Source organism: Dyadobacter sp. AC419 (genome assembly GCF_979253085.1).
The window spans coordinates 607,116-632,352 of sequence record NZ_CEEDCD010000019.1 but is presented as its reverse complement, the minus strand read 5'-3'; the positions used below and the strand labels follow the sequence as shown (position 1 = coordinate 632,352).

Below are 25,237 nucleotides of genomic sequence, written 5' to 3'. Positions count from 1 at the left end.
AATAAAAACGACCATGGAAAATCTTAAAGTCGCTACCGCACAGTTTGAAAATAAGAGCGGCGACAAAAATTTTAATCTCGAAACAATCGACAGACTAGCCGGAGAAGCGGCTGCGCAAGGCGCGCAGGTCATAGCCTTCCACGAATGTTCGATCACCGGCTATTCCTATGCCCGGAAGTTGGACAGAGCGCAGCTGACGGAACTGGCAGAAGTGATTCCCGATGGACCCAGCATTCAGAAACTGATCCAAATTGCTGGAAAACATGACATTATCATATTGGCAGGACTGTTTGAAAAAGATCTCGAAGGCAATCTCTTCAAGGCATATGTGTGTGTGGACAAAAACGGCCTGGTGGCGAAATTCCGGAAATTGCATCCGTTCATTAATGGCAATCTGACGCCGGGTGATCAGTATGTTGTTTTTGAAATTCTTGGCTGGAAATGTGGGATTCTGATCTGCTATGATAATAACATTGTCGAGAATGTGCGTGCAACGACTTTGCTGGGTGCAGACATTATATTTATGCCGCACGTGACCATGATGACGCCATCAACGCGTCCGGGTGCTGGTTTTGCAGATCCGGCTTTGTGGGAAAAAAGACACGAAGACTCAACCTCGCTCCGACTGGAATTTGATGGATTAAAGGGCCGCGCCTGGCTCATGAAATGGTTGCCGGCAAGAGCTTATGACAATGCAATCTACGCCGTTTTCGCCAATCCGATCGGTATGGACGATGACCAGCTGAAAAATGGTTGCTCCATGATTCTTGACCCATTTGGAGACATTATCGCAGAATGCCGCAAACTGGACAATGATATCGCGATTGCCACATTAACCCCGGAAAAGCTGACGCAAGCAGGAGGTTATCGTTACAAAATGGCGCGCCGTCCCGAACTTTACCGGGACATTATCGGCACTGAACACGCTTCAAGTCAGAAGGTTGCATGGCTTAGCTAACGAAAGCAGGCAGCCGGATTTAGTTTATAATAAATTCGGCTGCTGTGCTTTTATATTTTCCCAATTGCAATTCCACCTTCATTTTCCGGAAGCTCTGCAATGGTCCCTGCGCAGAAAACATGTTAACAACCCAGGCTGGAATATCGCCTCCGGGATCAACCTGTAATGTGTAAACAATGCTGATTTTTTCGGGGGAAAGCGGTTTAAGTGTCCATAACCCCTTCGAATGACTGATGCGGACAATGCCTTCCTTAGGAGCAACCATTCCTGGAATTGCCGGCGCGTCAACCGTAATTACTTTCGTAACCTTGTCCTGACTGACACGGATATGTGCCACAAAATCCCTGTTCGATAACGGCCAAGGCATGCTCACCTCGGAATAATAATAGAGCTCAGACGGAGAAACCTTTTTTAGCAAGTCGCAGGATTTGGTATGAAAAACCCATTGCTCTGCGGCCTTCACGTCCAGCAACATCGCGACCACCTGTCCGGCGCTGGCCTTCACTTCGCACTCGACGCGCAATGCATTAATTCTGGAATTGGGAACACTTTGGGAAAATACTTTAATGCCGTCTGACTCTGTCACGAGCTTCCAATCGCGTTGCGCACGGGCGTTCGGTAACAACATCAGTAACGTAAAACAAAGAGCTAAAAAGCGCTGCATGCGATCGGGATAAGGTTTATTCTTAAACTTCGAACGACGCAAGTCGCTTTTTAATTCGCCGTTCACGAATCGGCAGTTACAAATTTTCAGGCGGGTTTGAACAGCCTGACGCCATATGCAATGAGCATTAATCCGAAAATCTCGATCGCCATTCTGCCCATACTGATCTGGTAAAAGAGCGAAGGCAGATCATTATAAAGCCTGTCTGAGAAGAAAAGGATGAGAATTGAAAACGTGTTGATACAGAAAAAGCCCCAAACGATCAGGTTCAGGGCATCTGTACTCAGGGAGTTACCCACTTTGTTGATGAAGTGTTGTTTAAAAAAAAGAATTGAAACCACGATCAGATACAAAGCCAGACAAAATGAACCGAGCTTTTGCGCGTCTTTATAACCCTCGCCAAAAACCGTATTGCAGATTTCCAGTACAAAAAGGCAAATTGAAACGATCCGGATCAACCGCCCCGTTTGGCCCTGCACAATGCGGCTGAAAAATATGCCGAGAAACCAGAATTCATTCAGATAATAAAGTGGTGAAATAAAGAATGTATCATCAATCTCGAAAAGCGTGAGATAGGGCACGAAAAAATCAGGAAATGCATTGACCAAGCTGATAAACGACGACTCGAAAATCGCTATGAGCAGCGCAATAACCGCATACCAAAACAATGGTTTGAGAATGACATTACGAGGCACGCCGTGATAACGCAAGAGAAAAACGCCGACTATCGCGCCTCTTGCAGCCAACAAAACATAACCGACTTTTATAACCCACTGCCCGAATTCCGACTCTGTCATGTTGGTATCCGCACCTTTACGCCTTCACCGCCGTCTCCGCCACCATTCTGATGACATGGATTTTCGCTTCCCGCAATGATGAGCGATGGAGTTGGTGTGGTGTAAATATAAATGTTCAGGTTGTCGAAAGTGCCGCGTAAAATCTGGTCTTCCAGAACGGCCCGAAGAATGACAAATCCGCCTTTGAGATCCTGTTTATTGAAATATTTGAAAATCCGGACATCAGCCGTGCCGCCCGACCTTTTAATAATGCGGATCAGGATTCCGTCTGCGTGTCTGCCACTGTTTAGCACACGGAAAATTGCGGCTTTGGTTCTGCATTTCAGCTCAAACCCCGGTGGAATCGGTTCCTGGCTCTGCGCTTCACTCTCAAAATCTGACTTGTTAATGATAAAATCTGACATGTTGGTTTATTTGGATTTTAACTGCTTGTCGGTCTCGTAGGCAATATATCGGGGAAATGCTTTTCGAATGATCGCTTTCAACTCATCAATAGAATAGGGTTCACGATAATGTATGCCAATCGACGGCATTTCGGAAAGTGAAACAAAGCACTTCTCATCGTCTTGCGTGAACACCATGAATGTAAGGTCGCCGGGTTGCAGGTGCAGCAATTTGTAATTAGGCTCAAAATGATTGACTTGCCGACCGGAATCTTTCCCTTTGAAGCGCAGCCTGACGTTTGAAATATGCTGGTCAGTAAAGTAACTTTCCCTGATCCCGACAAACTCATAGGACGCACGCGAGACAGCGGTTGCTGGCGTTTCGGCGATCATTATTTCGAGACTATCGCGCTTGCTGGTCAGCACTTTGAGCAACTTCAATTCTTCCGCAGGCTCATTATCAAGAAATTGCCGCAAACTCTGATAACGCGATGTGATGACCGCTTCCCGCATTTTCAGCTCTTCCAATTTTACCCGGAAAATGGATTCATCGAGAAAAAGTCCCATCACCATATTGCGGATGTCTTCAATGCCGCCTGTATACTGCAAACCAGAAATCTCAATCGGCGTAGGCTCCGGTGCGTTTGTCGACAGCGAAGCAATGGCTATTTTTTCAAAGTTACTGACCACAGAAACAGGCGACGGATCGTTCCTGTTGAGGTTGCGGAGATACGAATAGCTGAGATAAGCAATTTTTCCAGGGCCCGTAACACATATTTCAGTGCTCGTATGATTGGCAAACGGATCAATGATGTGAAGCAGTTTTACGTCCTGCCTTTTGATGCAGTTAACGACCACAACTGCATGATTGCCATTTTGAATACCAGGGAATTTGAGTCCGAGAATAACCGGTTTCCTGGCTTCCGTATTTCGCATTAAGTAACTGAATGTCGGAATGTTATCCTGAAATTTTTGCGTAGAGCGGATTTTGAATACATCGAGTAAGATCTGCTCGTAATAATGTTCATCGTGGCCCAATGTCGGATAGCCGTCCCCTATTTCGCAAAAGCTGCTGAGCATGCCTGTTTCGGAGTTATCGACGCCGCCTTCGATTCCGTAATATTGTTTTAAAATGCGCCGCTGCAAAGGCATGTCAGCCGCGTCAATGCCTTCAAATTTGCCTTGCGGATTAAGAAACCGCGCGACCATTTCAATGCACGCCGCCCAGCAAATGGTGGAATGGACTTGGCGAATGTTAGGAAAATTGGGGATGCTCATGATCAATTAGGGGTTAGACAAGTCGCCATTCAAGCGCCTTAACGACAGCTTCCGGGGCGGAATTAACATGAAGTTTTTCGTAAATGTGATTCACGTGTGTTGCGACCGTGCTAAAAGAAATATTGCAAGCGTCGGCTATCATTTTGTAACTCATGCCCTTGACCATTAAGCGCAGCACTTGTTGCTCCCGCTGGGTCAGATCGACATAAGTAAGTTCACTTTTCACAAACTGATGCTGAAACATTTCCAGCACACGTCGCGCAATGGACGGCGACAAATGCGACCCGCCCCTGTTAACTTCCTGAATCGCCTGCACATACACTTCCGGGTTGGGATTCTTGATAATGTAACCTGATGCACCTGAGCAAATCGCCTGAAAGATCTTATCGTCGTCTTCGAAAACCGTCTGAATGAGCACTTTAACCTGAGGCGCATGCTTTTTAATTTCGACCATGGCATCAATTCCAGAGCGGTGCGGCATTTGAATGTCCATCAGCACCACGTCCGGTCTGTGTTTCTTTACCAGCGGCCACGCGTCTTTTGCATTTGGAAAAGCTTCAATCAGCGAGATCCCGTCGGTCACAGAAAGATACATTGACAGGCTTTCCCGCAAGTTTTTGTTATCCTCGAACAGTAAGACACGAATCATGCTCTTGATCTTTTGAGGTGATAATGTTTTTGATAAGACAAAAATGGGGGCTTATCGCGACATTAAATATCAACAATTGTATGGATACGCGGCCGGCGTAATTACACCGCAATCTGCGTTTTCAAACGGGTGCCTTTGCCCCGCTCCGACTCGATCATCAGCTCGATTCCAGCCTCTAATGCCCTTTCTTTAAAGTTAAAAAGTCCGTTACCATCGCGTTCGGCATTGATATCAAAACCTTTTCCATCATCCTCAATGCCGATCTGGATCATGTCTTTTGCACGGGAAACATGGACTTTCACCATGTTGGCTTCGGCATGTTTTACAATGTTATTGATGGCTTCTTTGAAAATAAGATAGATGCTTTTGCGCTGATCCATCGTAAAGTTCACCTGTCCGAGATCAGTTTCTACCCGAAAATCAAAACCGATTTCCCGACTCGCAAGCACACCCGACGCGAACGATTCCATGCGGTCGAAAAGCTTTTGAATGTTGTCGTTCTTGGGATTGATCGTCCAAACGGTGTCCTGCATCAGCGCCACGGATTCCTTGGAATTTGCAATGATCTTTTCCAAAACAGGAAGCATTTCGGGCGGCGCTTTTTTTCGCAAAACCTCGACAAAAATCGCAATACTGTTCAGGTTTGAGCCGACTTCATCGTGCAAATCAGCGGCAATGCGGTTCCTGACTTGCTGCATGCGCAGTTTTTGCCGGAAATCGTAAAGCATAAATAAGTAAATGCTCACGCCGATCAGCACGACGACGTAAACGGCAATCGAAGGAAAAAACCACCATTGATCCCAAAATCCCATATCTTTTTCGATGTGAATTTCGAACTCGGTTAGGATTTTACCATTTTTCAACGCCGCAATGCGATAAATGTAGTTGCCAGCGTCAAGGCGTGCATAGCGCGAAACAGGATAAGCTGAGATAATTTCCTGCTGATCAACTCCTTGCAACTGGTAACGATATTGAATTGAATCATTGCCAGCGCGCTTGAATTCCAAAATCAAATCGGTGTCACCAGGTTTTAGCCGGATGCTGTCGCCTGAAATTTGCTGCGGCTTTCCGTTAACAGAAACTTTCCCGATTTGCAATTGTGCCTGGCACCAAAATGACTGGATCAGGAACAGAAACGGGAGAGCATAACGCATGATACGGACAAGGTTTCAAGCTTAAATGATTCCACAAATTAAAGTAATATGCTTTGGTAAACAAGTTGTTAGCTGCTAAAAAACGCATTTTAATGATATGATAAAATCAATGTAAACGCACTTTCGCTTGCTTGTAAAACTAGTTTGTATTTTGAAACAACAGGAATCTTGAATCTTTAATAAGCCAGCAACCGGCCGCACGCAATAACGCCGATCCACACGATGATCGAAACCACAGCGGAAACTTTGGCTGCGATTGGAAGTTGACCGGATGACGCGCCAGTAACGTTTGGAAAAGTATATCGATGAAAGATTAAAACATTAATTGCCGCAATGAGTATGAGCGCAATTTTTAGCCAAAAAACAAAGTCTGTTCCCAGCGCTTGCGCGTTGGTGATGAAAAGCAAAAGTCCGGAGGGGATCACCAGCAAAAGACCCCGCCGCGACCATGGCAACAGATGGTCGGCGAGGCCCGAAACTTGGAGGCTTTGGGAATAGCCCAATAGCCGGAGATCAAACATGAAAGCGGCGCCAACCAGCATGACAATGCCCAGGATATGTATAATTTCCAGAGCCGGATAAAGCCATGCAGACTGGCGGATGCCTACCGCCCAGGATGTCTTTTCAAGCAGTTCAAAAAATTCAATAGCAGATGCCGGCACGGTTAACGCAATTCGTATTTCTTTCCGTCGACAAAGATCCGCTCAGCACGCATTTCTCCTTCTTCTGTTTTATGCGGATATGCCACCAGACGCACTTCTGTGCCTTTTTTGATCATATCGGCAGACAACCCGCGGTCTGTCATCCGCGTGGTTGGCGCAAGGAACACGGTCCAGACTTTTTTCTGATATTTAACCTTCGCCAATGCATGCGGATTTTCGTAAACCGATTCGTCAATTGTCGTTTTGAAATCAAGCGTTTTGGTTTGGTCGTAATCAGCCCAGCCGTGATGCAGAACGGTGAACGACGCACCCACAAAAAGTACAATCAGCAGCAATCCACTCTTTAAGTAAGCCATATCATGAAGCGTTTAGTGTTATTTTAAAGTTAGCAAAAACGAGGATGTAACCAAAACCTAAAAAACCATGATTTGAACGTGTTAAACTATACGCTAACGGGCATTAATTTCATTGCTACATTCCGGTTCCCCTCTCTCCGCTTACGTTTCGCCTATTTCATTTTACGTTTCACCCGATAGTCGCTCATTCCATGCTTCGTTAACCTGCATTTTTGTATCATCACTCAAAATCATTAGCCATGAAAATTTTACTTTTTTTGACAATGTTCATTGTTTGTCTGCAAGTTCAGGGGCAGCAGGCAACCCAAACAATCCGGGGAACGATCCGCGACGAAGTTTCTCAAACACCGGTGATCGGCGCTTCCGTGATGCTGATCAAGCCGGATGGCGGAAGTCCGATTGGTGCGATTACGGACATTAACGGCGAATTCAAGATCACCGGCGTGCCTCAGGGAAGGCAGACATTCCGGATCACTTCCGTGGGATACGAAGAGCAGCGACTCTCAAACGTCCTGCTTACTTCGGGCAAAGAAGTCGTTGTCAATGTAACAATGACCGAGAACGTACAGGCGCTGAATGAAGTCGTCGTAACAGCAGAGCGCCAGAATGATAAGACCAAGACAAACAACGAGTTGTCATTGGTAAGCGGCCGTTCTTTCAACATTGAAGACACGAAACGATATGCAGGCTCACTGGGCGATCCGTCGCGGATGGCCGCCAATTATGCGGGCGTAGTTTCCGGTGACGACTCGCGTAATGACATTGTGGTGCGCGGCAATTCACCAACCGGCATGTTGTGGCAACTGGAAGGACTTAACATTCCGAATCCGAATCACTTCGGATCATTGTCAGCAACCGGCGGGCCGGTGAGTTTACTCAATAACAATGTGTTGGCAAAGTCGGACTTCATGACAAGCGCCTTTCCTGCGCAGTATGGGAATGCTTTGTCGGCTGTGTTTGACCTGCGGATGCGTGAAGGAAATAATGAGAAATCGGAGTTTTTAGGGCAGGTTGGTTTCAATGGATTTGAGTTGGGAGCAGAAGGGCCTTTTTCCAAAAATTCAAAGGCATCGTATCTGGTCAATTATCGTTATTCGACTTTGGGCGTTTTCAAAGCGTTGGGCATTCAATTCGGAACGGGCAACGCGGTTCCTGACTATCAGGATCTTAACTTTAAAGTCGCTGTTCCTACAAGTGCAAAAGGCAAGCTGACCATGTTTGGGATCATCGGCGCAAGCGACGTGCAATTTCTGGGCAATGACGTGGACACGACCGAAACGAACTTATACGGAACAGAAAATTCAAACACCAAAGTCCGTTATGCAACGAATATATTGGGCGTGTCATACGAGCATACGCTTACGCCGAAAACCTTCGCAAAACTGACGCTCGGGGTGAGCACAACTAATCAAAAGTTCAACGGCGACTCGATCAGCATTACGACGCGTGAGGCTTTTGCGAATTCAGAAAGCCGTTTTAAAACACAAAAATATTCGGCAACATTAAATGTTCGTCACAAGATCAATGCCAAAAATAGTCTCTATGCCGGCGTGACCACGGATTTGCTGAATTTCGACCTTTACAGCCGGGATATGTATCAGGCTGGAAAATTCGATACGGTCCGGGTTAATGTGAAGGGTGAAAATTCCCTGCTGACGCAGGCATACGGCCAGTGGAAATATCGCCTGAACCGCAGCATACTTTTTACGACGGGCGTTCATTTTCAACATTACAGCTTAAATGATAAGGTTGCCGTGGAGCCACGGTTTGGTTTTCAATATGCTTTCAAAAATGGACAATCGCTTAGCGCCGGTTATGGAATGAACAGCCAGGCGCAGGACATTTACACTTATTTTGTACAAACCAAAAGTGAGTCGGGGCCGGTGTATACTAATAAAAATCTGGGTTACACGAGAAGCCACCATTTTGTGCTGAGTTATGAAAACCGCCTGACAGAGAATTTGTTACTAAAAATCGAGCCTTATTATCAAACCATTAATAATGCGCCTGTTGAGCAGACGAAATCCTCGTTTTCAGCGCTTAACATCGGCAGCTCATTCGGCCCGTCAGACCGCGACAGCCTGGTTAATAAAGGAACCGGGGAAAATATCGGGATTGAGTTAACTTTGGAAAGATACTTTAATAAGGGTTACTATTTCCTGATCACTTCATCGCTTTTTGAATCAAAATACAAAGGCAGCGACGGCATCGAGCGCAACACGGCATTCAACACGCGCTATGTGCTGAATGTGCTCGCCGGAAAGGAAATTAAAGTTGGCCGCAATAAAAATAATATTTTAAGCGCCAGCATCCGGACAACATTGGTAGGCGGAAAATACATTTCTCCGCTGAACCTGGAAGCGTCCAGACGACGCGGCGACGCAGTTTATGATGAGGCAAAAGCATTTTCACTTCGTCAGGATGCTTATTTCAGGACCGACTTGCGGTTTTCATATAGAAAGGAATACCGGAAAAGCACGATGGAATTTGCGCTGGACCTGCAAAACGTGACGGCAAATCAGAATGTGTTTCAACAGACTTACAACCCGCGGACGAACAGTCTGGCAACGCAATATCAGCAAGGATTTTTCCCTGTCCCATTGTTCAGATACACTTTTTAATTGCATTTTGCGCCAGCGACCATGAAAGAGACTTACACATTGAATGATGGTAAAATGCGGCTGATCGGCATTCCTTTGCTGACTGTGCTCATTCCGGTTGTCGTCCATCTCATCAACGGCGGGGAAAAATTCAGTGTGCTCTTCATTTATAATATCCTGGTTTCCGCAGCGATTACCTTCTCATTATGGGAAGGTAACCGGCTGATTATTATCAAAATGCGCCGGATGTTTCCTGATTTCAGCCAAACGGACCGGCGGTTGTTAATCCAGGCATTCTTCGCGTTGCTGTATACTTTTGTGGTCACCCTGATTTTGGATAAAATTCTGTGTTCAATTTTTCTAGATTCAGACGGGACGCTGGTCGGGTTCAGCATCAGTATTATCCCAACCGTGCTTGTTTACCTGGTTTACGAAGCGATGTATTTTTTCGATGCCTGGAAAGCGAATGTCCGGAAGACGGAATCGCTGATGCGTGAAAGTGTGCAATCGCAATTGGAAGCGCTTAAAAATCAGCTCGATCCGCATTTTTTGTTTAACAGCATGAACACGCTCGCAGCATTGATCGATGATGAAAATACGGATGCGCAGGATTATCTTGAAAGATTGTCGGATGTGTACAGATATGTGCTGGTAAGCCGGAATAAGGACACAGTGCTGGTGGAGGAAGAGTTGGGTTTTGTGGATGCCTACGTTTATTTGAACAAAATTCGTTTTCGGGATAATTTATTGGTAGAGAAGCATTTGTCTCAATCAACTTATCAGCAGCATGTGACGCCGCTGAGCCTGCAAATGCTGATTGAAAATGCGATCAAGCATAATGTTGCTTCGAAGGAAAACCCATTGAAAATTGTCATTAAGGAAGAAAATGGCCAATATCTCGTCGTAGCAAACAACATTTTGGAGAAGACCGTGCTTGAAAAGTCCACGCGGGTTGGTTTGCAAAACATCATTAACCGTTACAGTCTGCTCACGGAAAGGCGTGTTGAAATCCTGCGCAGCGACAAACTTTTCACGGTCAAAATTCCATTGTTAGGACATTCTGCCTGATTTATTAGCCAACGTTATGAAAGTTGTCATCATTGAAGACGAGTATCCGGCAGCGGAAAGATTGGAAAAGCTGATCAAAAAGCTCGATCCGCGGATTGAGATTGTTGCTGTGCTCGAAAGCGTCGAATCGGCGAAACGCTGGTTTAAAACGGGTAGCGCGGTTGACCTGATATTCTCTGACATTCAACTTTCAGACGGTTTGAGCTTTCAGATATTTGAAGCATTTCCCGCGCACAGTCCCATTGTTTTTACGACCTCTTATGACGAATATGCGATCAAGGCGTTTCGGGTAAAAAGCATTGATTATTTGTTGAAACCAATTAAACTGCCTGAGCTTGCAGACGCAATTAAAAAGTTTGACGGGTTGAAGGAAGACTTTTCTCCGAAGGCTTATGCGAGAAAAGTTGAGTCGCTGCTGGACAGTCTGGAAATGACGAAAAAGGCGCATAAGACGCGATTTTTGGTCAAAAACGGAGAGCAATTAATCCCGATCCATCAAGATCAGGTTGCCTATTTTTACACAGCCAACGAGCTTTCGTGCCTGGTCGGAACAGACGGAAAGCAATTTCTGGTCGATTATAAGCTGGAAGAATTGGAAGCGCTTGTGGATCCCGCCAGTTTCTTCCGCCTCAACCGCCAATTCATCGCCCGCGTAACCGCCATCCAAAAGATCCACACCTATTTCAATGGCAAACTAAAAGTCCAGCTCCGACCAGAAACCACCCAGGAAGTCATCGTAAGCCGCGAAAAAGCCCCGGCATTTAAGTCATGGCTGGAAAGTTAGAAATCCTGCCCGGTGTGCACCGAGCAGGATTTCGATTTACTCTTTAAGCCCATTTCTAAAGCTTACTTAATAGAATACCAATCTCTCAATCTCACGTCGATTTTTGAATCGCCGGTGTTGACTAGTTTTTTGAATGCTTCGGTGTCGCTCAAACCGTTTTGACCGCGGTAATGATATGGATAAACTACTTTGGGCTTGAATTCCAGCACTGCGGAAGCCGCTTCGGGCACATCCATGGTGTAAGGCAGGTTCATGCAGACGAATGCTACATCGATGTTTTTCAACGAACGCATTTCAGGGATCCCAGCCGTGTCTCCGCTGATATAAACGGTTTTATCACCAAATTTTAAAACATAACCATTGCCGCGGCCTTTGGTATGCTTTGCGTCAGCTGCTTCGGGAAGGTTATACATTGGGATAGCCATGATGGACACGTCCAACTTGCTAATGGTTTGATCATTGTTAACGACCGTCGTTTTGGCTTTCAATGCATCAGACATCATGTCGACAACCGCTTTTGGCGCAACAATCACCGCTTTGCTCAAATCCAATGCTTCAAGCGTTTTTGGGTCAAAATGGTCTCCGTGAATGTCGGAGATAAGGATCAAATCCGGTGCTGCGATGCCGTTGAACGTTTTTGCGCCGCCGTAAGGATCTACATAAATCGTTTTTCCGCCCCAGGTCATGGACATTGTCGCGTGATTAAGCGGCTGGACTTTTAGCGGGCCTTTTGATGTAGCAATGTCGTCGGCAGCGGGAAGCTGTGCCCATAATGGCGCCGAAATCATCAGGAAAAATAGTGCAAACGTCGTTTTCATTTTCTGAATTTGGTTAGTTAACCAAAGTTAGCCTTTCCCTCGATCTTTGCAACCGAAGAGCAGCGGGAGGTTTGCCGATTTTAATTTTTGCTTTTATTTCAACCCGCATTAACTTGAAAAGACTTACATCATTAACCACCGAACCGGATGAAAACGCATACAACAAACTACAAAAACGCACTTATTCAGGTTGCGGATGACTGTCCTGCAAAGCAAGGCGAAGTTCCGCCCGTTAAAGGTGATGCGCAGTCCGTTGCCAACATTCAGTTTGAAATCATCAAAGACAAGCCTTATCAATACACGTCCGACGATGTCCTGTTCCAAACATTCGCCATCAGGAACGGCATAGCGCCGGATGCGCTAGCCGCCGAACGCGAGAAATTCTTCTCCAAAGGCCAGCCCTGCCTCCGCGCCTCTCCATTAACAAAACGCTACGGCTGGGGCGTCCACAGCGACGCAGAAGGCAAAGTTGCATTAGTAGCCGTCGACTCCGAAGAATATAAAAAATACTCAGCAGACGAAAAGCTGGAAGTTGTGAAGGCGATGCGGTCGAAACGCGCGTGATTTATTAAGAAAAACTTGTAATTGGTGAGAGCTGGGTGACCATTCGAAAAATGTATCGTCTTATATATTTTATTCGGAATAAGACATTACATTTGTTCACTAATAGTAAACTTTATCATGTTTAATATTATCGCACGCAAGACGCTTTTGGCTTATTGCGTCATGTATCCGCAGGCTTCCAATGCATTAAGAGAATGGTATGAAGAAATGATCAGCACCGATTTTAGCAGTTTCCAGGAATTGAAAAGCGTTTTCGCGAAGGCTAGTTTGGTAGGCGATGATCGGGTTGTTTTCAATATTTTGGGCAACCGTTATCGACTGGTGGTGAGGATTGTGTTTGCATACAAGACCGTTCAAATTAAGTGGTTTGGAACCCATGCAGCGTACGATAATGTAGATGTTAAATCAGTCAAATACAAACCATAATCATGGAAGTGAAATTGATAAAAAACGATGCGGAATACGAATTGATGTTGGAATGGATTGACGAGCAATTTGACAAAAAACCGCACCCTGATAGCGATGAGGGGAATAAACTGCAAATCGCTTTGCTTGTTGTCAAAGCATATGAAGATGAGTATTACAAAATCCCTTCACCGGATCCGATCGAGGCTATCAAGCTGAAAATGGACGAAAAAGGTTTAAAAAGTAAGGATCTTGTTGACTGGGTGGGCAGTAAAAGCTACGTTTCAGCGATTCTGAACAGGAAAAAGCCACTTACACTGAAACTGGCTAAGCTCTTTCACGAAAAGCTTGGTATTCCCGCGCAGGTGCTGCTAGGTTAAAGCGTTTATAGTTCATGCCCCTCCTACTTCCGATCCGTCTGGCTGAAATTGAAGTAGCGGGTGTTTTCCGAGGACGGACATATATAATGTGAGTCTGGTAAGTGCCCCATGGGTATTTTACTTCGCTGACGAGGGTTTCTTCGACGGCTTTTGCTGCCGGCGGGCCTGGCTTTTTTAACAATTCAGCAATGACGCGGCCGTCCATTTCTTTGGGAATCGGAAGTCCGTAAATGCCCAGGATCGTTGGCGCAATGTCAACATTGGATGTGGGCAAATTGGAGGTAGCCAGTTTTTTGAAATCCGGCCCGTAAGCAGTGAGTGCAATGTTGATTTCAAAAGGACTTGAACCGCCATGACCCGCGACACCCGTTGCAAAATCGGTTCCGGCAAAACCCTTGCTATTCTTTTCACTATTCCACTGCGGCGCGACGAGGATGTCGCCTACACGCTGGTGGTTAAAATGTATAACATCGAAGGAAAAAGTCCCTTCTACCCAACCTTTTTTATTGCCTTCTTTTATTGCTTTGGTAAAAACAGCGCCAACCCAAGGCTCCTTATGCAGTGCGGTGACGATGCTTTCGATAATTTCCTCATTGTGATCTTTTACATAAACTGACCCCTCCGCAACTACGACGTCGTCCGATTCCTTATCTCGTTTAAAGCCAGATTTAATCAAAAATTCTGTCAAATCCTGTTTTCCGGCATGAGTAACGAATCCATGATCAGTCGAAATAATGATGTTATATTGATCAGAAAGTCCGCGTGCATTTAATGTATCCAAAATGCGGCCGAACTGCCCGTCTACCAATTTTATTGCTTCAACAGCCTCATCTGAGCCGATTCCCATTTCATGCGCTGCGCCGTCAGGATCGGAAAACCAGATTGCGCTCACAAGCGGCGCTTCTTTACTCAAACTATATTTGGCCAATGCATCCGTGATCCATTTATGTCGGTTTCTGTCTTTCGGACCGTCGGTGGAAACGGGACCCAGATCGGCCAAAACCTGCGCCTTGAATGAATCCGGCAGGATCAAACCTGGGTTAACAATGGCGCCGCCGCTTACTTTATAATTTTGTAAAAACGCCTGTCCGGTTGTTCCTGAACTGAAAACCATCATGCTTTCGCCTGCTGCCTTCAAGACTTCACCAAGCGTAACCGCAGTTAGCAACGGACCGGAAATGGAAGTCGTCACCTTCGACAAATCTGCATATGTGGTGCCGACACTCGCACTTTTACTCACCTCGGGAAAATACACTGCATTGCCAAGCAAACCGTGCGTCCCGGGATAGGAACCAGTTGCATAGGAGGCAGAATTAACCCTTGTAACGGTGGGAAATACGCTGTGATGCCGTTCGCCGGTGGATGCTTTTTTACGGAATTCGAACAAATTAGGCATCTGCTCCGCTGTGATGTAATCCGGTCGGAGGCCGTCGAAAAAGACAATTAACGTTTTGTTTCTGCCAGATGCCGAATCCTTTGCCACTTGCGCAAAGACGCCGAAGCCAGAAAAAAACGGACATTAAGAAGTAAAAAATGAATGTTGCTCTCATTTTCATGGATTTCAGAATTGATTATCTCACTTAATCTCAGCCGTAACAACCTTATTTTCTGTGCGATTAATGCCATAAATAACCTGCTTGCTTTTCTGCGAATCATCCATTGCAACGCCCCTTGGCCATGCATTGGAGCAGGCACTGTTGCAACGTGGACGAGCGTAAAGCCCGATTTTGGCAGCTTCATTACATAAAGTTCGGCTTCATCGTGTCCAGTGCAATATCAGTAAGCCGTCTTTGCCCCAAACCGCTCCGGAATTACTTTTTGGCGTGAACAAGTCGACGATGTTTTTCGGGGAAATCCCACGATTCGAGTTGCCGCCATTCCGCATCATATTTCACCACAGACGTCCAACGCACATCACGGCCTTCGCTCGCTTCTTTACCCGCATAATGAGCAAAACCGCACCACCAAAATCCATCTTTCTGATCAATCCAGGCGAGCGAACCGTGTTCTGCAATGCCAAAACTATGGTTACCAACATGTTGCATTGTGTTGACGTCGAATATCTCAATCGCGCTCGCCATTGGGACTTCCGGATAGTTCGTATTGGCACAATACATTTTTCCGTTAATAACCACGCCACTATTCAAATGCTTGATCCCGTCCTTCGTGCCATCCCACATGGCAACCTGTTTGCCGTCAGCCTTCGTATGCTTCGTAATGGTGCTGTTGTTGATCACATAAAAATGCTTCTCATCAACCGCAACAGCCTGTTTCGCCTCAGTAACCTTAAATGATTGAATCTCCGTCACAGTTTGAGAAAAACCACAAACCGGAAAAACTAAGCAAGCAGCAAAGCAAATTTGACTGATGAGATCACGTAATCGCATAACGTTTGAATGGTATTTTGGTCGAATGCTAAAATTAGCGAAATAATGCAGGTTGCAGTTTACGGGTGCGTTATATGCGGGCTCGAAACTTCACCCAAAATACCGCGCTTTTAACATTTGCATCATGTAGACGTTGATTTCCCATTGGTTGGCGATGGGCATTTGGGTGTGTGGAAGGGATGGCATGTAGGGCGCAGGGCCGAATTCGGTGGTTATGGTGAGCTGCGTGGCATTTTTGCGATGCGTTTCAACCACCTGGTCCCACCATTTGAGATGTGCTTCCAACGCTTCTTCCCATTCCGAAGCGCGCGGATCGCTCACTTGCGGCCCTTCCGGATGCCCTACCCGGCTGTGAATGTGATCAGTGTGGGCGATGGCCAACGCAACGGCCTCAGCCTGATCCTCCAAAAGCGACTCGTGCACATTACACCAATGCGAAATGTCGAGTGCAATGCGCAGGTCCGGAATTTGAGCGAGATATTCTTTGGTAATGTGCGCGGCAAACAGGCTTTTGCCACGATGCGTTTCATGAATAATGCGAACGCCCGACGCCTTTGAAAGTGATGCAGCAAGCTCGAAAAGTCCTTATATTTTTGTCGAAACTCAAACAATCCTTCCCGGTCTGACAATTGATAAAAGAGCGGTTTAGCGTCGATGAGATTGGTTAAATATTTCTCGTAATTGGCCGCATGCACATCAATGTCCGACTCAAACGACTGCCAATATTGCCCGATCAGTTCCAGGCCAGCTTTATCCAAACTTTCCAGAATTGCTTCCTTTTCAGTTTTATCAAAAGGCAAAGACATTTCAACGCCATCATAGCCGGACGCTTTCACACGTCCACAAAACTGATCAAAGGGCAACGTATTTCCCCATTCGGGAGCGAAAAACTTGATTTTCATCGGCGGACAATGTTTGTTCGCTGAAAAAGGCTTAAATGAAGAGATTTCTACCTTTGATAGTAAGGCCGTAGAGCCCTAAAAACCATTTGAAAACCCTAACGCCATTGCTGCTAGGCCTTTGCAGTTTCCAACAATTGCTCATTTAAAATCTCTATAAAATCGATTAAAAGCGTGTTTTGATCATTCTCGTTGAGATATGATTTTATTTTTCTGACAAAATCATAAAGCGGCTCGTAATATTTGTGGCCCGTTTCATCCCGAAACTCCTGGATCGTAAATGCGCTTCCCTTCTTAATGCATCAAATATACGGCAATGAAGAAATATGAGATCGGTAACTTGCTGCCTTCCAGCACGGTGCCGCTTTGCAGCGTCGTCCGGAACCTGCACTGCTTGCATTGAAATTGCTGCTTCGGCGCGAGCCAATAATGATGCGTCCCGCCGCATTTTTTACAAGTAATGCCTTTCCTTAACCTCAATTCCTTAAAAGCTGCCGTAGCAACCTGCTCATTTTTATAAAAATCGATCAATCTGCCAGTTTGCATAGTTACACTACAATGGATTCCACTCATCCAAAACTAGCAAAAAACCAGATAAATAATATAAAGTCTATCGAATTAATATAGATTAGAAAATCAAAGGCGTGGTTTTTATGATATAACATTGAAACAACATTAGAAACACTTGCTATGAGAATTGCGACTTATAATGTGAACGGCGTAAATGGGCGGCTGCCCGTGCTGCTGCGCTGGCTCGAATTGACCAAGCCTGACGTCGTTTGTTTGCAGGAATTAAAGGCTCCGCAGGAGAAATTCCCCGAGAAGGAAATCCTGGATGCTGGCTATAATGCGATCTGGAATGGTCAAAAAAGCTGGAATGGCGTGGCCATTTTATCCCGCGGTCTGGAAATGAAGGAAGTGCGTCGGGAGCTGCCGGGCGATGAGGAAGATTTGCACAGCCGTTATATAGAAGCAATTGTCAATGGCATGCTCGTGGCTTGCCTTTATCTGCCCAATGGAAATCCCGCGCCGGGACCTAAACTGGATTATAAAATGCGCTGGTTTGAGCGCTTTGCGGCACACACCGCCGAGTTGCTTGCTTTCGACGTGCCCGTTGTGCTTGCGGGCGATTACAATGTCATGCCCACAGAACTAGACGTTTATAAGCCGGAACGCTGGGTTGACGATGCACTTTTCAGGCCGGAAGTGAGGGCAGCTTTTAAAAATATCATTGACCAGGGCTGGACCGACGCAATTCGTAAACTGTATCCCGACGAAGTCATTTACACATTTTGGGACTATTTCCGAAATGCTTACGGACGCAATGCCGGCTTACGGATCGATCACTTTTTACTAAGCCCGCATCTCGATGAGAGGCTCGTCGCTGCCGGCGTGGATAAGGAAGTGCGCGGCTGGGAAAAATCAAGCGATCACGCCCCAACCTGGATCGAACTGAAAGACATTGAATAGCCGAAACCGATAAGTAAACCTGCGCCGCCTGCGAATAAATAGAATGTAATCGCTGTGTGCGATTAGTTAGTTTATTTGCATGAAAACGATCTCACTTATCAATTGGCTGGCTATCGGCCTTTACGCATTGGGCATTGCAGGAACATTATTGACTGCAAAGTGGCAATCCGAGCGCATGGCAGAGGGGATGCTGCTGATGCTTTACATTCCGCTGAGCATCTTAGCGATACTCAATTACTTACCTTACAAGACAACCAAAATCATCGCACTCATTGTCAATATTTATCCGATTGTGATGGGAGTATTTTCACTTGGAATAAGTAAGGTGATCGGCTATTACGAAGACAGCAGTTACCAGCAGGAATTCGATGCACGGGCGGACGGATCGTATTATTTCGAGGACCCCGTCAGGAGGAATCTGGCAGCTTACATTTCGGCTGGTGATATTCCGAATCTGAAAAAAGCGCTGGAAGAACCAGTTCCTAACCTTAATGCAACTGGGGATAAACACGTCACGCTGTTTGATTTCGCGGCAATGCAGGCAGGTAAAGTGCCCAAAGAGACGTCAATGGCGATCCTTAAACTACTGCTGGACAAAGGTGCCAAGATTGAAACAAATGACATATTAAGAACCCCGCCTCAATTACTGGTTCTCTCATCTGATCCTGCGTTGCTCGCGTTGCTTCTCGAAAATGGAGCTAATGCTAACGCTTTCGAAAAAGACCCGGATTTCCACATCCTTTTCAAGGCGCTCTATCTGGATAACAAGGATCCGTTTAAGGCAAAGAAAGTCGGTTTGCTGCTGGATCACGGAGCGGATGCGAATACATTATATCGTTCATATCATGATGGCGTAATTGTTTCATCTATCCTTCATGCCGCAGTTGATGCAGAACAATGGGAAATCTGCAATTTGTTGCTGGATCATGGGGCAGAAATAGGTTCAAATAATGAAGAAAGTTCGATTATCCGCGAGTCTGTGACCTATCGCAGTAAGCAATTTGAAACCTTGGATGAGATTCCGCCGCTTGAATTTACTACATTAAAAAAGCGCCTAAGCACGTCACAATGATCATGCTTAGGCGCTAAATATTTTCTGTGAATCAATAAGTTAAACTCTTCAAATAAGCCATCGTCTGCGGGACCTGGGTGCCGTAGCTTGGACTTTCGTCTTCGATGTAGTAATGTTCGATGGATGATTTTTTTGCGGCTTTCAGGATCGCCGGAATGTCCAGTTGTCCAGTTCCAAGCGCCACATCATTTTCCACCGGCGTTCCGCCTGACATGTTTCCTGTTACTCCCTTTTTCAAATCTTTCATGTGCATGAGTTTGAAGCGCTTTGGATATTTCGCGATCAACGCCGCAGGATCAGCTCCGGGGAAGAATGTCCATAGCAAGTCAATTTCGAAGCTCACGTATTTCGGATCCGTTTTTTGAATGATGTAATCCATCAAAGTGCCATCCTCGTGCTTTTCGAATTCGTAACCATGGTTATGATAGCAAAACGTGAGTCCAAACTCATCTTTCAGCTGCTTTCCGATCTTATTGAAATCAGCAACCGTTTTTTCAGCCATAGCAAGCGTAAAAGGGCCTGTATGCGGGATCCAGGCTACGCGGACAAATTTCGCTCCAAGCGTTTTTGCATTTTCGCCAACTTCCTTGGTTTTATCCAGCGCGTCACCATACTGCACACCGAATGAGGAGCATTTCATCCCGCGCTCGTCGAGCAGCTTTCGGAGTTCCGCCGCCGTTTTTCCAAACAAACTTGAAAATTCCATATCCTTGATCCCGAGTTTTTGCAACGTATCCAGTGTTGCGGCAGGATCTTTGGCGAGGCTTTTGCGGAAAGTGAAAGAAACCATTCCGGGCGTTTCCGGAAAAAGTGGTTCGCCCTTTTGAGCAAAAGCTGCATCCACTCCGGAAGTGAGCAAAAGCAATGCGATCAGCGATCTTTTGATATTCATGGTTAAGGTTAATGTGATTTAAATCAAAGACGAAAAAAGGCTCATCATACCCTAATTTGAAGTTTCAAACCATATAATAAGAACACAGGAGTGAATGGCCAAACCATGAGCAGTTTTGATGATATTGCTATAGGTAAAGTTTTATCTCAACTAAATTCTATTGTTATGAAGACCTCAAATCTACTGAGATTCGCCTTGTTCGGGCTCGCGCTTGCCATCAGTTGTACAGACCACGCGCCTGACCCGGTTGAGTTCAACAGTGAAGAATTTTCCAAAGGACAGCTGATCGCCCCGATTGCCATCACAAAGGGCGACAACAACACACTTTGGGTAACCGAGCAAGGATCGGCCTCCGATTCCATTGGCACATTTGACGGAAGAGTTTCCATGCTTGCCGCAGACGGAACCGTGCATCCGGCAATCAACGGTTTTAAGTCCACTTTGAGTGTTGAAGGAATGCCGAGCGGCTTAACGCACTTACTTTACAAAGACGGCTGGCTCTACATCTTACACGGCGTTGAAGGCAGACTTTACAAGGCAAATGTGGGATCATGGAAACCGGGTGATGCGCCATTGGAAGCTAAAAATCTTGCATTTGAGAATATAGGCGATTTTGTAAAACAGCAGCTTCCGCCAGCAATTGCCGAATCCAATCTTTACAACCTGACATGGGGACCCGACGGCGACCTTTTCATTACAGACGCAGCGGGCAACATGATCATTCGCAGAAAATCAGACGGAACATTAAGCAAATTTGCAACTTTTGACGATTTCGTAAACCCAGCACCATTTGGCCCGCCGACAGTTGACTTTGTCCCAACGGGAATCGCCTGGGACGGCACTAAGTTTTACGTAACATCACTTACAGGTTTTCCTTTTAATAAGGACCTTGCTGAAATTAAGACAGTAAGCGCAGACGGAACGGTGAAGACATATGAAAACGGCTTCACAACACTTGTAGATGTGGTTTTGACAGATTCTAACAAGCCGCTCGTTTTGCATTTTGCTGACTTTGATGCCAAAACCGGATTCCTTCCGGGATCGGGATCAGTTCAAAATGAAGGAAAAGTTAGCGTGCAGGGTGGTCTCGTAATGCCTACCGATATCGAGAAAGTTTATACGAACACTTATTATGTTGTTTCGCTGGGAATGGGCAAAGTGCTTAAACTGACCTATTAATCTATCGTAAACAATTCATAACAAAATGCCTTCCTGTAAAAGGGAAGGCATTTTTTGTTTCTAAAAACATTGATTTAATCAAACAGGAAACCAAATGTTGAATGTGGCGCCGTGGCCGGGGCTGGACTCTGCGGCAATGTATCCGTTGTGCTGTTCGACAATTTTTTTCACAATGCTCAGCCCGATTCCCGTTCCCGAATATTCGTGCTTGCCGTGCAACCGCTGGAACAAGCTGAATATTTTTTCGCTGAATTCCTGCTCGAAACCAATGCCATTATCAGAAAACGTAATCTGGTGAAAGCGGTCGGCCGCATTAACCGGTGCAGGCGCGATCACATCGTCACCATTCACGACCTTTGAAACGATCCTGATCTCCGGGTTTTCCGTAGAAAATTTAAGTGAATTGCTGATCAGATTTGAAAACAACTGATCGAGCTGAAAACTGTTGCCGCGGATCTTGGGAAGCTCACCGACGAGGATCTTTGCATGTTTTTCAGCAATCAAAAGCTCAAAATCAATTTCAATGTCTTTCAGTATTTCATTCAGATCAACTTCCGTATAATCCTCTCCTATTTTCGCAAGCCGGCTGTATGTCAGCACGGACTGTATAAGGTCACTCATGCGTTGCGCCGACGAATTTATTTTATCATAATAAACCTGAACAGCCTTTTCATCATGACTATTCTTATGGATCATGTGAATGAATGTCTGGATCTTGCGTAACGGCTCCTGCAAATCATGACTGGCAATGTAGTTAAATGATTCCAGCTCTTTATTCGCATTTAAAAGATCCTGCGTGCGCTGCTGAACCTTTTGTTCCAGCTTGTCAGTGAAGACGCGCTGGTCATGAATGTCCGTAAACGCGCCGATCCAATTGATGATGTCTTCCGAGTCGTTCTTAATCGGCTCTCCTTGTCCGAAATGCCAGCGATAATCGCCTGATTTGTTCCTGAGTCGCACTTCAATGCGGTAACTTGCTCCTAACGAGAGGCTTTTGCTCCATTTATAAGCCAGAATTGGCATGTCATCCGGATGCACAATATCGTCCCAGTCATGCCTGTTGGTCGGAAGCTTACCGCTGTATTCCTGCCATCTGCGGGAAGCAAAAGGAGGTCACCGCTGGCATTAGTCATCCACACGAGCTGCGGAAGCGTTTCCGTTAGTGTCCGGAATTGTTCTTCGCTTGCTTCCACTTTTTTACGTGTCAAAACCTGCTCCGTAATGTCAGTCGCCATAATGGTGATGCCGGAAACAACATTATCGGAATCGCAAATAGGCTGATAAACGTAATTATAATAAATGTCAGAAAGCGAGCCATTTTTCATGAGCGTGGCCTTTTCTTCGTTTCCATAATGTGCCTGTCCACTTTCAAACACGCTTTTTAGAAGCCGAGGGAAAGCCTGACCTTCAATCTCAGGCAGCACTTCCAGCAGATTTTTTCCAACAATATCCTGTGTTCTTCCCCACGAATTCAGCAGCGGCTCGTTCACAAAATCGATCCGCATTTCGGGGCCTTTCAGGATGGCAAAAATGTTCGGCGATTCGAGCAAAACGTTACGGAATTGCTTTTCACTGGCCTCGATCCTTTTCCGCGCCTCCACTTGCATGGTTGTGTCCACAGCGTGGATCATTAATTCGTTGACGCTCTCACTTCCATCATTAACGGGATAAATGACAATGTCAAAATACGCAGACTTATGCCTTCCCTCCCGATCATTCCACTCGATTGGCAGTTCGTGGCGCACATAAGGCTCCCTATTCGCGTAGACTTTGTGATAAAGCTCAAAAATCCCCTGCAACTTGAACTCTGGAAATGCCTCTCTGATTGTTTTCCCTTGCAGCTCCGATTGCAACCGGCCAAATGTCTCCTGGAACAATGTGTTGGCCATAATGAACTTGAATTCCGGTCCTTCAACGAGAGAAACTGCCGCAGGCATCTGCATCAAAAAGCCCTCTAATCGCTGCTCAACCTGCTTTCGGGCTTTGTATATTTTGATCTGCGCCTTGATCCGCGCAAGCATTTCGTTGGCAGAAAACGGCTTAACAAGATAATCGTCCGCACCGATTTCGTAACCCTCGATCTTGGATTCTTCCCCAGCTCTGGCAGTAACCAGCACAATCGGGATCTGCGCGGTGTCCGGATTGCTTTTAAGCCGCCTTAACAACTCTATTCCATCGACTTCCGGCATCATTATATCGCTCAAAATGAGCGTAGGACGCTGTTTTTGAATTTTTTCCAGCGCATCCCGTCCATTCGTAGCGGTGACTGTGTTGTATCGCGTCGCAATCAGTGATTCAATGTGCTGTCGCATATCCGCATTGTCGTCAACGATCATCACCAGCTCCTGACCTTCCACAGCTGCGGCAGGTTTTAAAACATAATCACCATCCTTTTTCTCCTTATCGCTTGCAACCAACGCGGCTGCTTCCTGCAAATAAAGACTTGAACCTGAGATCTCGAAACCGATCTCGCGCTCTGAAACCTGTGAACCCGGCAAATGTGCTTTTCCGACGGGCAATAAAACACTGAACTTGCTGCCTGCGCCTTCCTCACTTTCGACCATAATCGTCCCCTGATGCAGCTGAACCAACTCTTTGATCAATGATAATCCAATCCCGGTTCCTTCATGCGTGCGCCCGGAAGCATTCTGAATCCTGTGAAAACGCTCAAACATGCGCGGCAATTCAGCCTTCGGAATGCCTACGCCTGTGTCTTCCACATTGAGGATAACGGTTTCCTTGGACGCCGTAAGTGTTAATGTAATGGTGCCTTTTAATGTATATTTAAATGCATTGGACAAAAGATTAAAGACAATCTTTTCCCACATTTGCTTGTCCAGATAAACGGACGGCAGATTCTCTTCCGTCCGCACATCGAACTGTAAATCAGCCTTTTCTATCACAGAACGGAAGTTAGCGGCCAGATTCCGGGTATAAGTTGCAATGTCAGTCAGCACGAAATTAGCCTGGTGCCGACCACTTTCTATCCGACTGAAATCCAGCAGCGCATTCACGAGTTTAAGCAACCGCAATGCATTCCGGTGCGTCAGTTCAATGCTTTGCTTTTCCGCTTCGCCAAGTTGCAGCAAAGGTTTGTTAAGCAGCTCTTCAAGCGGCCCCAGGATCAGCATCAATGGCGTGCGGAACTCATGGCTGATATTTGTAAAAAATAAGGTTTTGGCCTTATCCAATTCTTCCAATGCTTTTGCCCGCTTGCGCTCTTCTTCGTAAGCAAGTGTATTGTTCACGCCGAGCGAAATCTGGTCGGCGATGAGCTGGATGAAACTGCGGTAAACGTCGTCGAATTTCCGGTAAGGGTTCAGTCCAACAGTTAATATGGCTAACGGAAACTGCTTATTCGCGGATTTGATCGGAACGTCCAAAAAAGTATGCGGCACCACATCCCACGCGCCTTTAGGCAACGAATCCCACCTGTCATCGCTTCCAGATTCAATAATGCGGTTTTCGTGAACAGCTTTGGCAACGCATGACGCATTAGCGACTGCGGACTGCAAGTCGATCAGATGCCCGAGCGGCTGCTCATTTTCTCCAAAGCCGGCTGAACCGACTATTTCAGCAATGGTGCCCTCATGTTTGATTTTATATAAAACGGCGAATGGAAAGTCGCGTTTATTGATGGAAAGCGCCTTTGCAGCCTGTGCGTAAACTTCCTGCTCGTTTTTTTTCTGCGCGAGGGTGTCCAGCTGCTGCATGGTTCTCAGCGATCTTTCATTGACAATGCGCTCAGTGTCAGCAGTGTTATAGCAAATCATCCCAGCTGGGAAACCATCGGCTCCCAGCACGGGTGTGTAAGAAAA

Annotated in this window: 25 protein-coding genes and 2 pseudogenes; 10 read left to right on the top strand and 17 right to left on the bottom strand. The window is 46.1% G+C overall.

What is annotated here, in order from left to right; translation table 11 throughout:
• Positions 1 to 13 precede the first annotated feature (13 nt).
• Complete coding sequence (locus AC0IYG_RS16300; protein WP_471712170.1) at positions 14 to 958, top strand: nitrilase family protein; 945 nt, start codon at positions 14 to 16, stop codon at positions 956 to 958.
• Positions 959 to 977: 19 nt separating this feature from the next.
• On the opposite strand, the gene AC0IYG_RS16295 is transcribed toward AC0IYG_RS16300, so the two are convergent.
• The 8 genes from AC0IYG_RS16295 to AC0IYG_RS16260 all read right to left on the bottom strand — a co-directional run bounded on the left by AC0IYG_RS16295 (position 978) and on the right by AC0IYG_RS16260 (position 6,901).
• The gene (locus tag AC0IYG_RS16295) at positions 978 to 1,688 is read right to left on the bottom strand and encodes an START domain-containing protein (protein WP_471712168.1); all 711 of its coding nucleotides are present in this window, start codon (positions 1,686 to 1,688) and stop codon (positions 978 to 980) included.
• Positions 1,689 to 1,708: 20 nt separating this feature from the next.
• Positions 1,709 to 2,419: a hypothetical protein gene (locus AC0IYG_RS16290; protein ID WP_471712167.1), complete on the bottom strand. Its 711-nt coding sequence runs from the start codon at positions 2,417 to 2,419 to the stop codon at positions 1,709 to 1,711.
• Positions 2,416 to 2,823: a hypothetical protein gene (locus AC0IYG_RS16285; protein WP_471712166.1), complete on the bottom strand. Its 408-nt coding sequence runs from the start codon at positions 2,821 to 2,823 to the stop codon at positions 2,416 to 2,418. The genes AC0IYG_RS16290 and AC0IYG_RS16285 overlap by 4 nt, the downstream gene beginning before the upstream one ends.
• Before the next feature lie 6 nt (positions 2,824 to 2,829).
• The gene (locus AC0IYG_RS16280) at positions 2,830 to 4,080 is read right to left on the bottom strand and encodes a hypothetical protein (RefSeq protein ID WP_471712165.1); all 1,251 of its coding nucleotides are present in this window, start codon (positions 4,078 to 4,080) and stop codon (positions 2,830 to 2,832) included.
• 13 nt (positions 4,081 to 4,093) lie between these two features.
• Positions 4,094 to 4,729, bottom strand: a complete 636-nt coding sequence (locus tag AC0IYG_RS16275; protein ID WP_471712164.1) for a response regulator — start codon at positions 4,727 to 4,729, stop codon at positions 4,094 to 4,096.
• Between the two features lie 101 nt (positions 4,730 to 4,830).
• Entirely contained in the window at positions 4,831 to 5,883 is a 1,053-nt protein-coding gene (locus AC0IYG_RS16270) for a sensor histidine kinase (protein ID WP_471712162.1), read from the bottom strand.
• A gap of 176 nt (positions 5,884 to 6,059) precedes the next feature.
• On the bottom strand, positions 6,060 to 6,545 hold the full coding sequence (locus tag AC0IYG_RS16265) for a DUF6644 family protein (protein ID WP_471712160.1): 486 nt from the start codon (positions 6,543 to 6,545) through the stop codon (positions 6,060 to 6,062).
• A gap of 2 nt (positions 6,546 to 6,547) precedes the next feature.
• Entirely contained in the window at positions 6,548 to 6,901 is a 354-nt protein-coding gene (locus AC0IYG_RS16260) for a DUF6152 family protein (protein ID WP_471712159.1), read from the bottom strand.
• A gap of 239 nt (positions 6,902 to 7,140) precedes the next feature.
• Here AC0IYG_RS16260 and AC0IYG_RS16255 point away from each other — a divergent pair, with 239 nt between their 5' ends.
• From AC0IYG_RS16255 to AC0IYG_RS16245, 3 genes are read left to right on the top strand one after another with little or no spacing between them, the layout of a single operon-like run.
• Positions 7,141 to 9,522 carry a TonB-dependent receptor gene (locus tag AC0IYG_RS16255; protein WP_471712158.1) on the top strand — a complete coding sequence of 794 codons (2,382 nt, stop codon included), beginning with the start codon at positions 7,141 to 7,143 and terminating at the stop codon, positions 9,520 to 9,522.
• A gap of 21 nt (positions 9,523 to 9,543) precedes the next feature.
• Positions 9,544 to 10,569, top strand: coding sequence for a sensor histidine kinase (locus tag AC0IYG_RS16250; protein ID WP_471712157.1), 1,026 nt, complete (start codon positions 9,544 to 9,546; stop codon positions 10,567 to 10,569).
• A 16-nt stretch (positions 10,570 to 10,585) separates the two neighbouring features.
• Positions 10,586 to 11,353 (top strand): LytR/AlgR family response regulator transcription factor, encoded by a 768-nt coding sequence (locus tag AC0IYG_RS16245; protein ID WP_471712156.1) that lies wholly within the window; start codon positions 10,586 to 10,588, stop codon positions 11,351 to 11,353.
• 62 nt (positions 11,354 to 11,415) lie between these two features.
• On the opposite strand, the gene AC0IYG_RS16240 is transcribed toward AC0IYG_RS16245, so the two are convergent.
• Entirely contained in the window at positions 11,416 to 12,171 is a 756-nt protein-coding gene (locus AC0IYG_RS16240) for an MBL fold metallo-hydrolase (protein WP_471712155.1), read from the bottom strand.
• 147 nt (positions 12,172 to 12,318) lie between these two features.
• On the opposite strand from AC0IYG_RS16240, the gene AC0IYG_RS16235 reads away from it, so the two are divergent.
• From AC0IYG_RS16235 to AC0IYG_RS16225, 3 genes are all read left to right on the top strand, one after another.
• Positions 12,319 to 12,735, top strand: coding sequence for a DUF6157 family protein (locus AC0IYG_RS16235; protein ID WP_471712153.1), 417 nt, complete (start codon positions 12,319 to 12,321; stop codon positions 12,733 to 12,735).
• Positions 12,736 to 12,852: 117 nt separating this feature from the next.
• Entirely contained in the window at positions 12,853 to 13,161 is a 309-nt protein-coding gene (locus AC0IYG_RS16230) for a type II toxin-antitoxin system HigB family toxin (RefSeq protein ID WP_471712152.1), read from the top strand.
• 2 nt (positions 13,162 to 13,163) lie between these two features.
• The gene (locus AC0IYG_RS16225) at positions 13,164 to 13,520 is read left to right on the top strand and encodes a helix-turn-helix domain-containing protein (RefSeq protein ID WP_471712151.1); all 357 of its coding nucleotides are present in this window, start codon (positions 13,164 to 13,166) and stop codon (positions 13,518 to 13,520) included.
• Here the strand turns inward: AC0IYG_RS16225 and AC0IYG_RS16220 are convergent.
• The 5 genes and pseudogenes from AC0IYG_RS16220 to AC0IYG_RS16200 all read right to left on the bottom strand — a co-directional run bounded on the left by AC0IYG_RS16220 (position 13,468) and on the right by AC0IYG_RS16200 (position 17,352).
• Positions 13,468 to 14,916 carry an alkaline phosphatase family protein gene (locus AC0IYG_RS16220; protein WP_471712149.1) on the bottom strand — a complete coding sequence of 483 codons (1,449 nt, stop codon included), beginning with the start codon at positions 14,914 to 14,916 and terminating at the stop codon, positions 13,468 to 13,470. The two genes, AC0IYG_RS16225 and AC0IYG_RS16220, sit on opposite strands and share 53 nt — an antisense overlap.
• Positions 14,917 to 15,331: 415 nt before the next feature.
• Complete coding sequence (locus AC0IYG_RS16215) at positions 15,332 to 15,829, bottom strand: hypothetical protein (RefSeq protein WP_471712147.1); 498 nt, start codon at positions 15,827 to 15,829, stop codon at positions 15,332 to 15,334.
• Positions 15,830 to 15,997: 168 nt separating this feature from the next.
• Entirely contained in the window at positions 15,998 to 16,288 is a 291-nt protein-coding gene (locus AC0IYG_RS16210; RefSeq protein WP_471712146.1) for a hypothetical protein, read from the bottom strand.
• Positions 16,249 to 16,809 (bottom strand): hypothetical protein, encoded by a 561-nt coding sequence (locus AC0IYG_RS16205; protein ID WP_471712145.1) that lies wholly within the window; start codon positions 16,807 to 16,809, stop codon positions 16,249 to 16,251. The genes AC0IYG_RS16210 and AC0IYG_RS16205 overlap by 40 nt, the downstream gene beginning before the upstream one ends.
• Before the next feature lie 110 nt (positions 16,810 to 16,919).
• Positions 16,920 to 17,352, bottom strand: a pseudogene (locus AC0IYG_RS16200) (transposase).
• 144 nt (positions 17,353 to 17,496) lie between these two features.
• Here AC0IYG_RS16200 and xth point away from each other — a divergent pair.
• Positions 17,497 to 18,276, top strand: coding sequence for an exodeoxyribonuclease III (gene xth, locus AC0IYG_RS16195; protein ID WP_471712144.1), 780 nt, complete (start codon positions 17,497 to 17,499; stop codon positions 18,274 to 18,276).
• 79 nt (positions 18,277 to 18,355) lie between these two features.
• On the top strand, positions 18,356 to 19,348 hold the full coding sequence (locus AC0IYG_RS16190; RefSeq protein ID WP_471712142.1) for an ankyrin repeat domain-containing protein: 993 nt from the start codon (positions 18,356 to 18,358) through the stop codon (positions 19,346 to 19,348).
• A 31-nt stretch (positions 19,349 to 19,379) separates the two neighbouring features.
• On the opposite strand, the gene AC0IYG_RS16185 is transcribed toward AC0IYG_RS16190, so the two are convergent.
• Positions 19,380 to 20,240 carry a sugar phosphate isomerase/epimerase family protein gene (locus AC0IYG_RS16185; RefSeq protein WP_471712141.1) on the bottom strand — a complete coding sequence of 287 codons (861 nt, stop codon included), beginning with the start codon at positions 20,238 to 20,240 and terminating at the stop codon, positions 19,380 to 19,382.
• Between the two features lie 165 nt (positions 20,241 to 20,405).
• Here AC0IYG_RS16185 and AC0IYG_RS16180 point away from each other — a divergent pair, with 165 nt between their 5' ends.
• Positions 20,406 to 21,419 (top strand): ScyD/ScyE family protein, encoded by a 1,014-nt coding sequence (locus tag AC0IYG_RS16180; RefSeq protein ID WP_471712139.1) that lies wholly within the window; start codon positions 20,406 to 20,408, stop codon positions 21,417 to 21,419.
• Between the two features lie 78 nt (positions 21,420 to 21,497).
• Here the strand turns inward: AC0IYG_RS16180 and AC0IYG_RS16175 are convergent.
• Positions 21,498 to 22,466, bottom strand: a pseudogene (locus tag AC0IYG_RS16175) (PAS domain-containing sensor histidine kinase); the annotation flags it as partial.
• Positions 22,400 to 25,132 carry a response regulator gene (locus tag AC0IYG_RS16170; protein ID WP_471712321.1) on the bottom strand — a complete coding sequence of 911 codons (2,733 nt, stop codon included), beginning with the start codon at positions 25,130 to 25,132 and terminating at the stop codon, positions 22,400 to 22,402. The gene AC0IYG_RS16170 and the pseudogene AC0IYG_RS16175, both read right to left, overlap by 67 nt.
• Between the last annotated feature and the right edge of the window lie 105 nt (positions 25,133 to 25,237).

Bases quoted from the DNA above. Each gene is read 5' to 3' on its own strand.
- AC0IYG_RS16300 (WP_471712170.1), top strand. From the start codon at position 14: ATGGAAAATCTTAAAGTCGCTACCGCACAGTTTGAAAATAAGAGCGGC.
- AC0IYG_RS16290 (WP_471712167.1), bottom strand. From the start codon at position 2,419: ATGACAGAGTCGGAATTCGGGCAGTGGGTTATAAAAGTCGGTTATGTT.
- AC0IYG_RS16285 (WP_471712166.1), bottom strand. From the start codon at position 2,823: ATGTCAGATTTTATCATTAACAAGTCAGATTTTGAGAGTGAAGCGCAG.
- AC0IYG_RS16280 (WP_471712165.1), bottom strand. From the start codon at position 4,080: ATGAGCATCCCCAATTTTCCTAACATTCGCCAAGTCCATTCCACCATT.
- AC0IYG_RS16275 (WP_471712164.1), bottom strand. From the start codon at position 4,729: ATGATTCGTGTCTTACTGTTCGAGGATAACAAAAACTTGCGGGAAAGC.
- AC0IYG_RS16270 (WP_471712162.1), bottom strand. From the start codon at position 5,883: ATGCGTTATGCTCTCCCGTTTCTGTTCCTGATCCAGTCATTTTGGTGC.
- AC0IYG_RS16260 (WP_471712159.1), bottom strand. From the start codon at position 6,901: ATGGCTTACTTAAAGAGTGGATTGCTGCTGATTGTACTTTTTGTGGGT.
- AC0IYG_RS16255 (WP_471712158.1), top strand. From the start codon at position 7,141: ATGAAAATTTTACTTTTTTTGACAATGTTCATTGTTTGTCTGCAAGTT.
- AC0IYG_RS16250 (WP_471712157.1), top strand. From the start codon at position 9,544: ATGAAAGAGACTTACACATTGAATGATGGTAAAATGCGGCTGATCGGC.
- AC0IYG_RS16245 (WP_471712156.1), top strand. From the start codon at position 10,586: ATGAAAGTTGTCATCATTGAAGACGAGTATCCGGCAGCGGAAAGATTG.
- AC0IYG_RS16240 (WP_471712155.1), bottom strand. From the start codon at position 12,171: ATGAAAACGACGTTTGCACTATTTTTCCTGATGATTTCGGCGCCATTA.
- AC0IYG_RS16235 (WP_471712153.1), top strand. From the start codon at position 12,319: ATGAAAACGCATACAACAAACTACAAAAACGCACTTATTCAGGTTGCG.
- AC0IYG_RS16230 (WP_471712152.1), top strand. From the start codon at position 12,853: ATGTTTAATATTATCGCACGCAAGACGCTTTTGGCTTATTGCGTCATG.
- AC0IYG_RS16225 (WP_471712151.1), top strand. From the start codon at position 13,164: ATGGAAGTGAAATTGATAAAAAACGATGCGGAATACGAATTGATGTTG.
- AC0IYG_RS16220 (WP_471712149.1), bottom strand. From the start codon at position 14,916: ATGCCTAATTTGTTCGAATTCCGTAAAAAAGCATCCACCGGCGAACGG.
- AC0IYG_RS16205 (WP_471712145.1), bottom strand. From the start codon at position 16,809: ATGAAAATCAAGTTTTTCGCTCCCGAATGGGGAAATACGTTGCCCTTT.
- xth (WP_471712144.1), top strand. From the start codon at position 17,497: ATGAGAATTGCGACTTATAATGTGAACGGCGTAAATGGGCGGCTGCCC.
- AC0IYG_RS16190 (WP_471712142.1), top strand. From the start codon at position 18,356: ATGAAAACGATCTCACTTATCAATTGGCTGGCTATCGGCCTTTACGCA.
- AC0IYG_RS16185 (WP_471712141.1), bottom strand. From the start codon at position 20,240: ATGAATATCAAAAGATCGCTGATCGCATTGCTTTTGCTCACTTCCGGA.
- AC0IYG_RS16180 (WP_471712139.1), top strand. From the start codon at position 20,406: ATGAAGACCTCAAATCTACTGAGATTCGCCTTGTTCGGGCTCGCGCTT.
- AC0IYG_RS16170 (WP_471712321.1), bottom strand. From the start codon at position 25,132: ATGCAGCAGCTGGACACCCTCGCGCAGAAAAAAAACGAGCAGGAAGTT.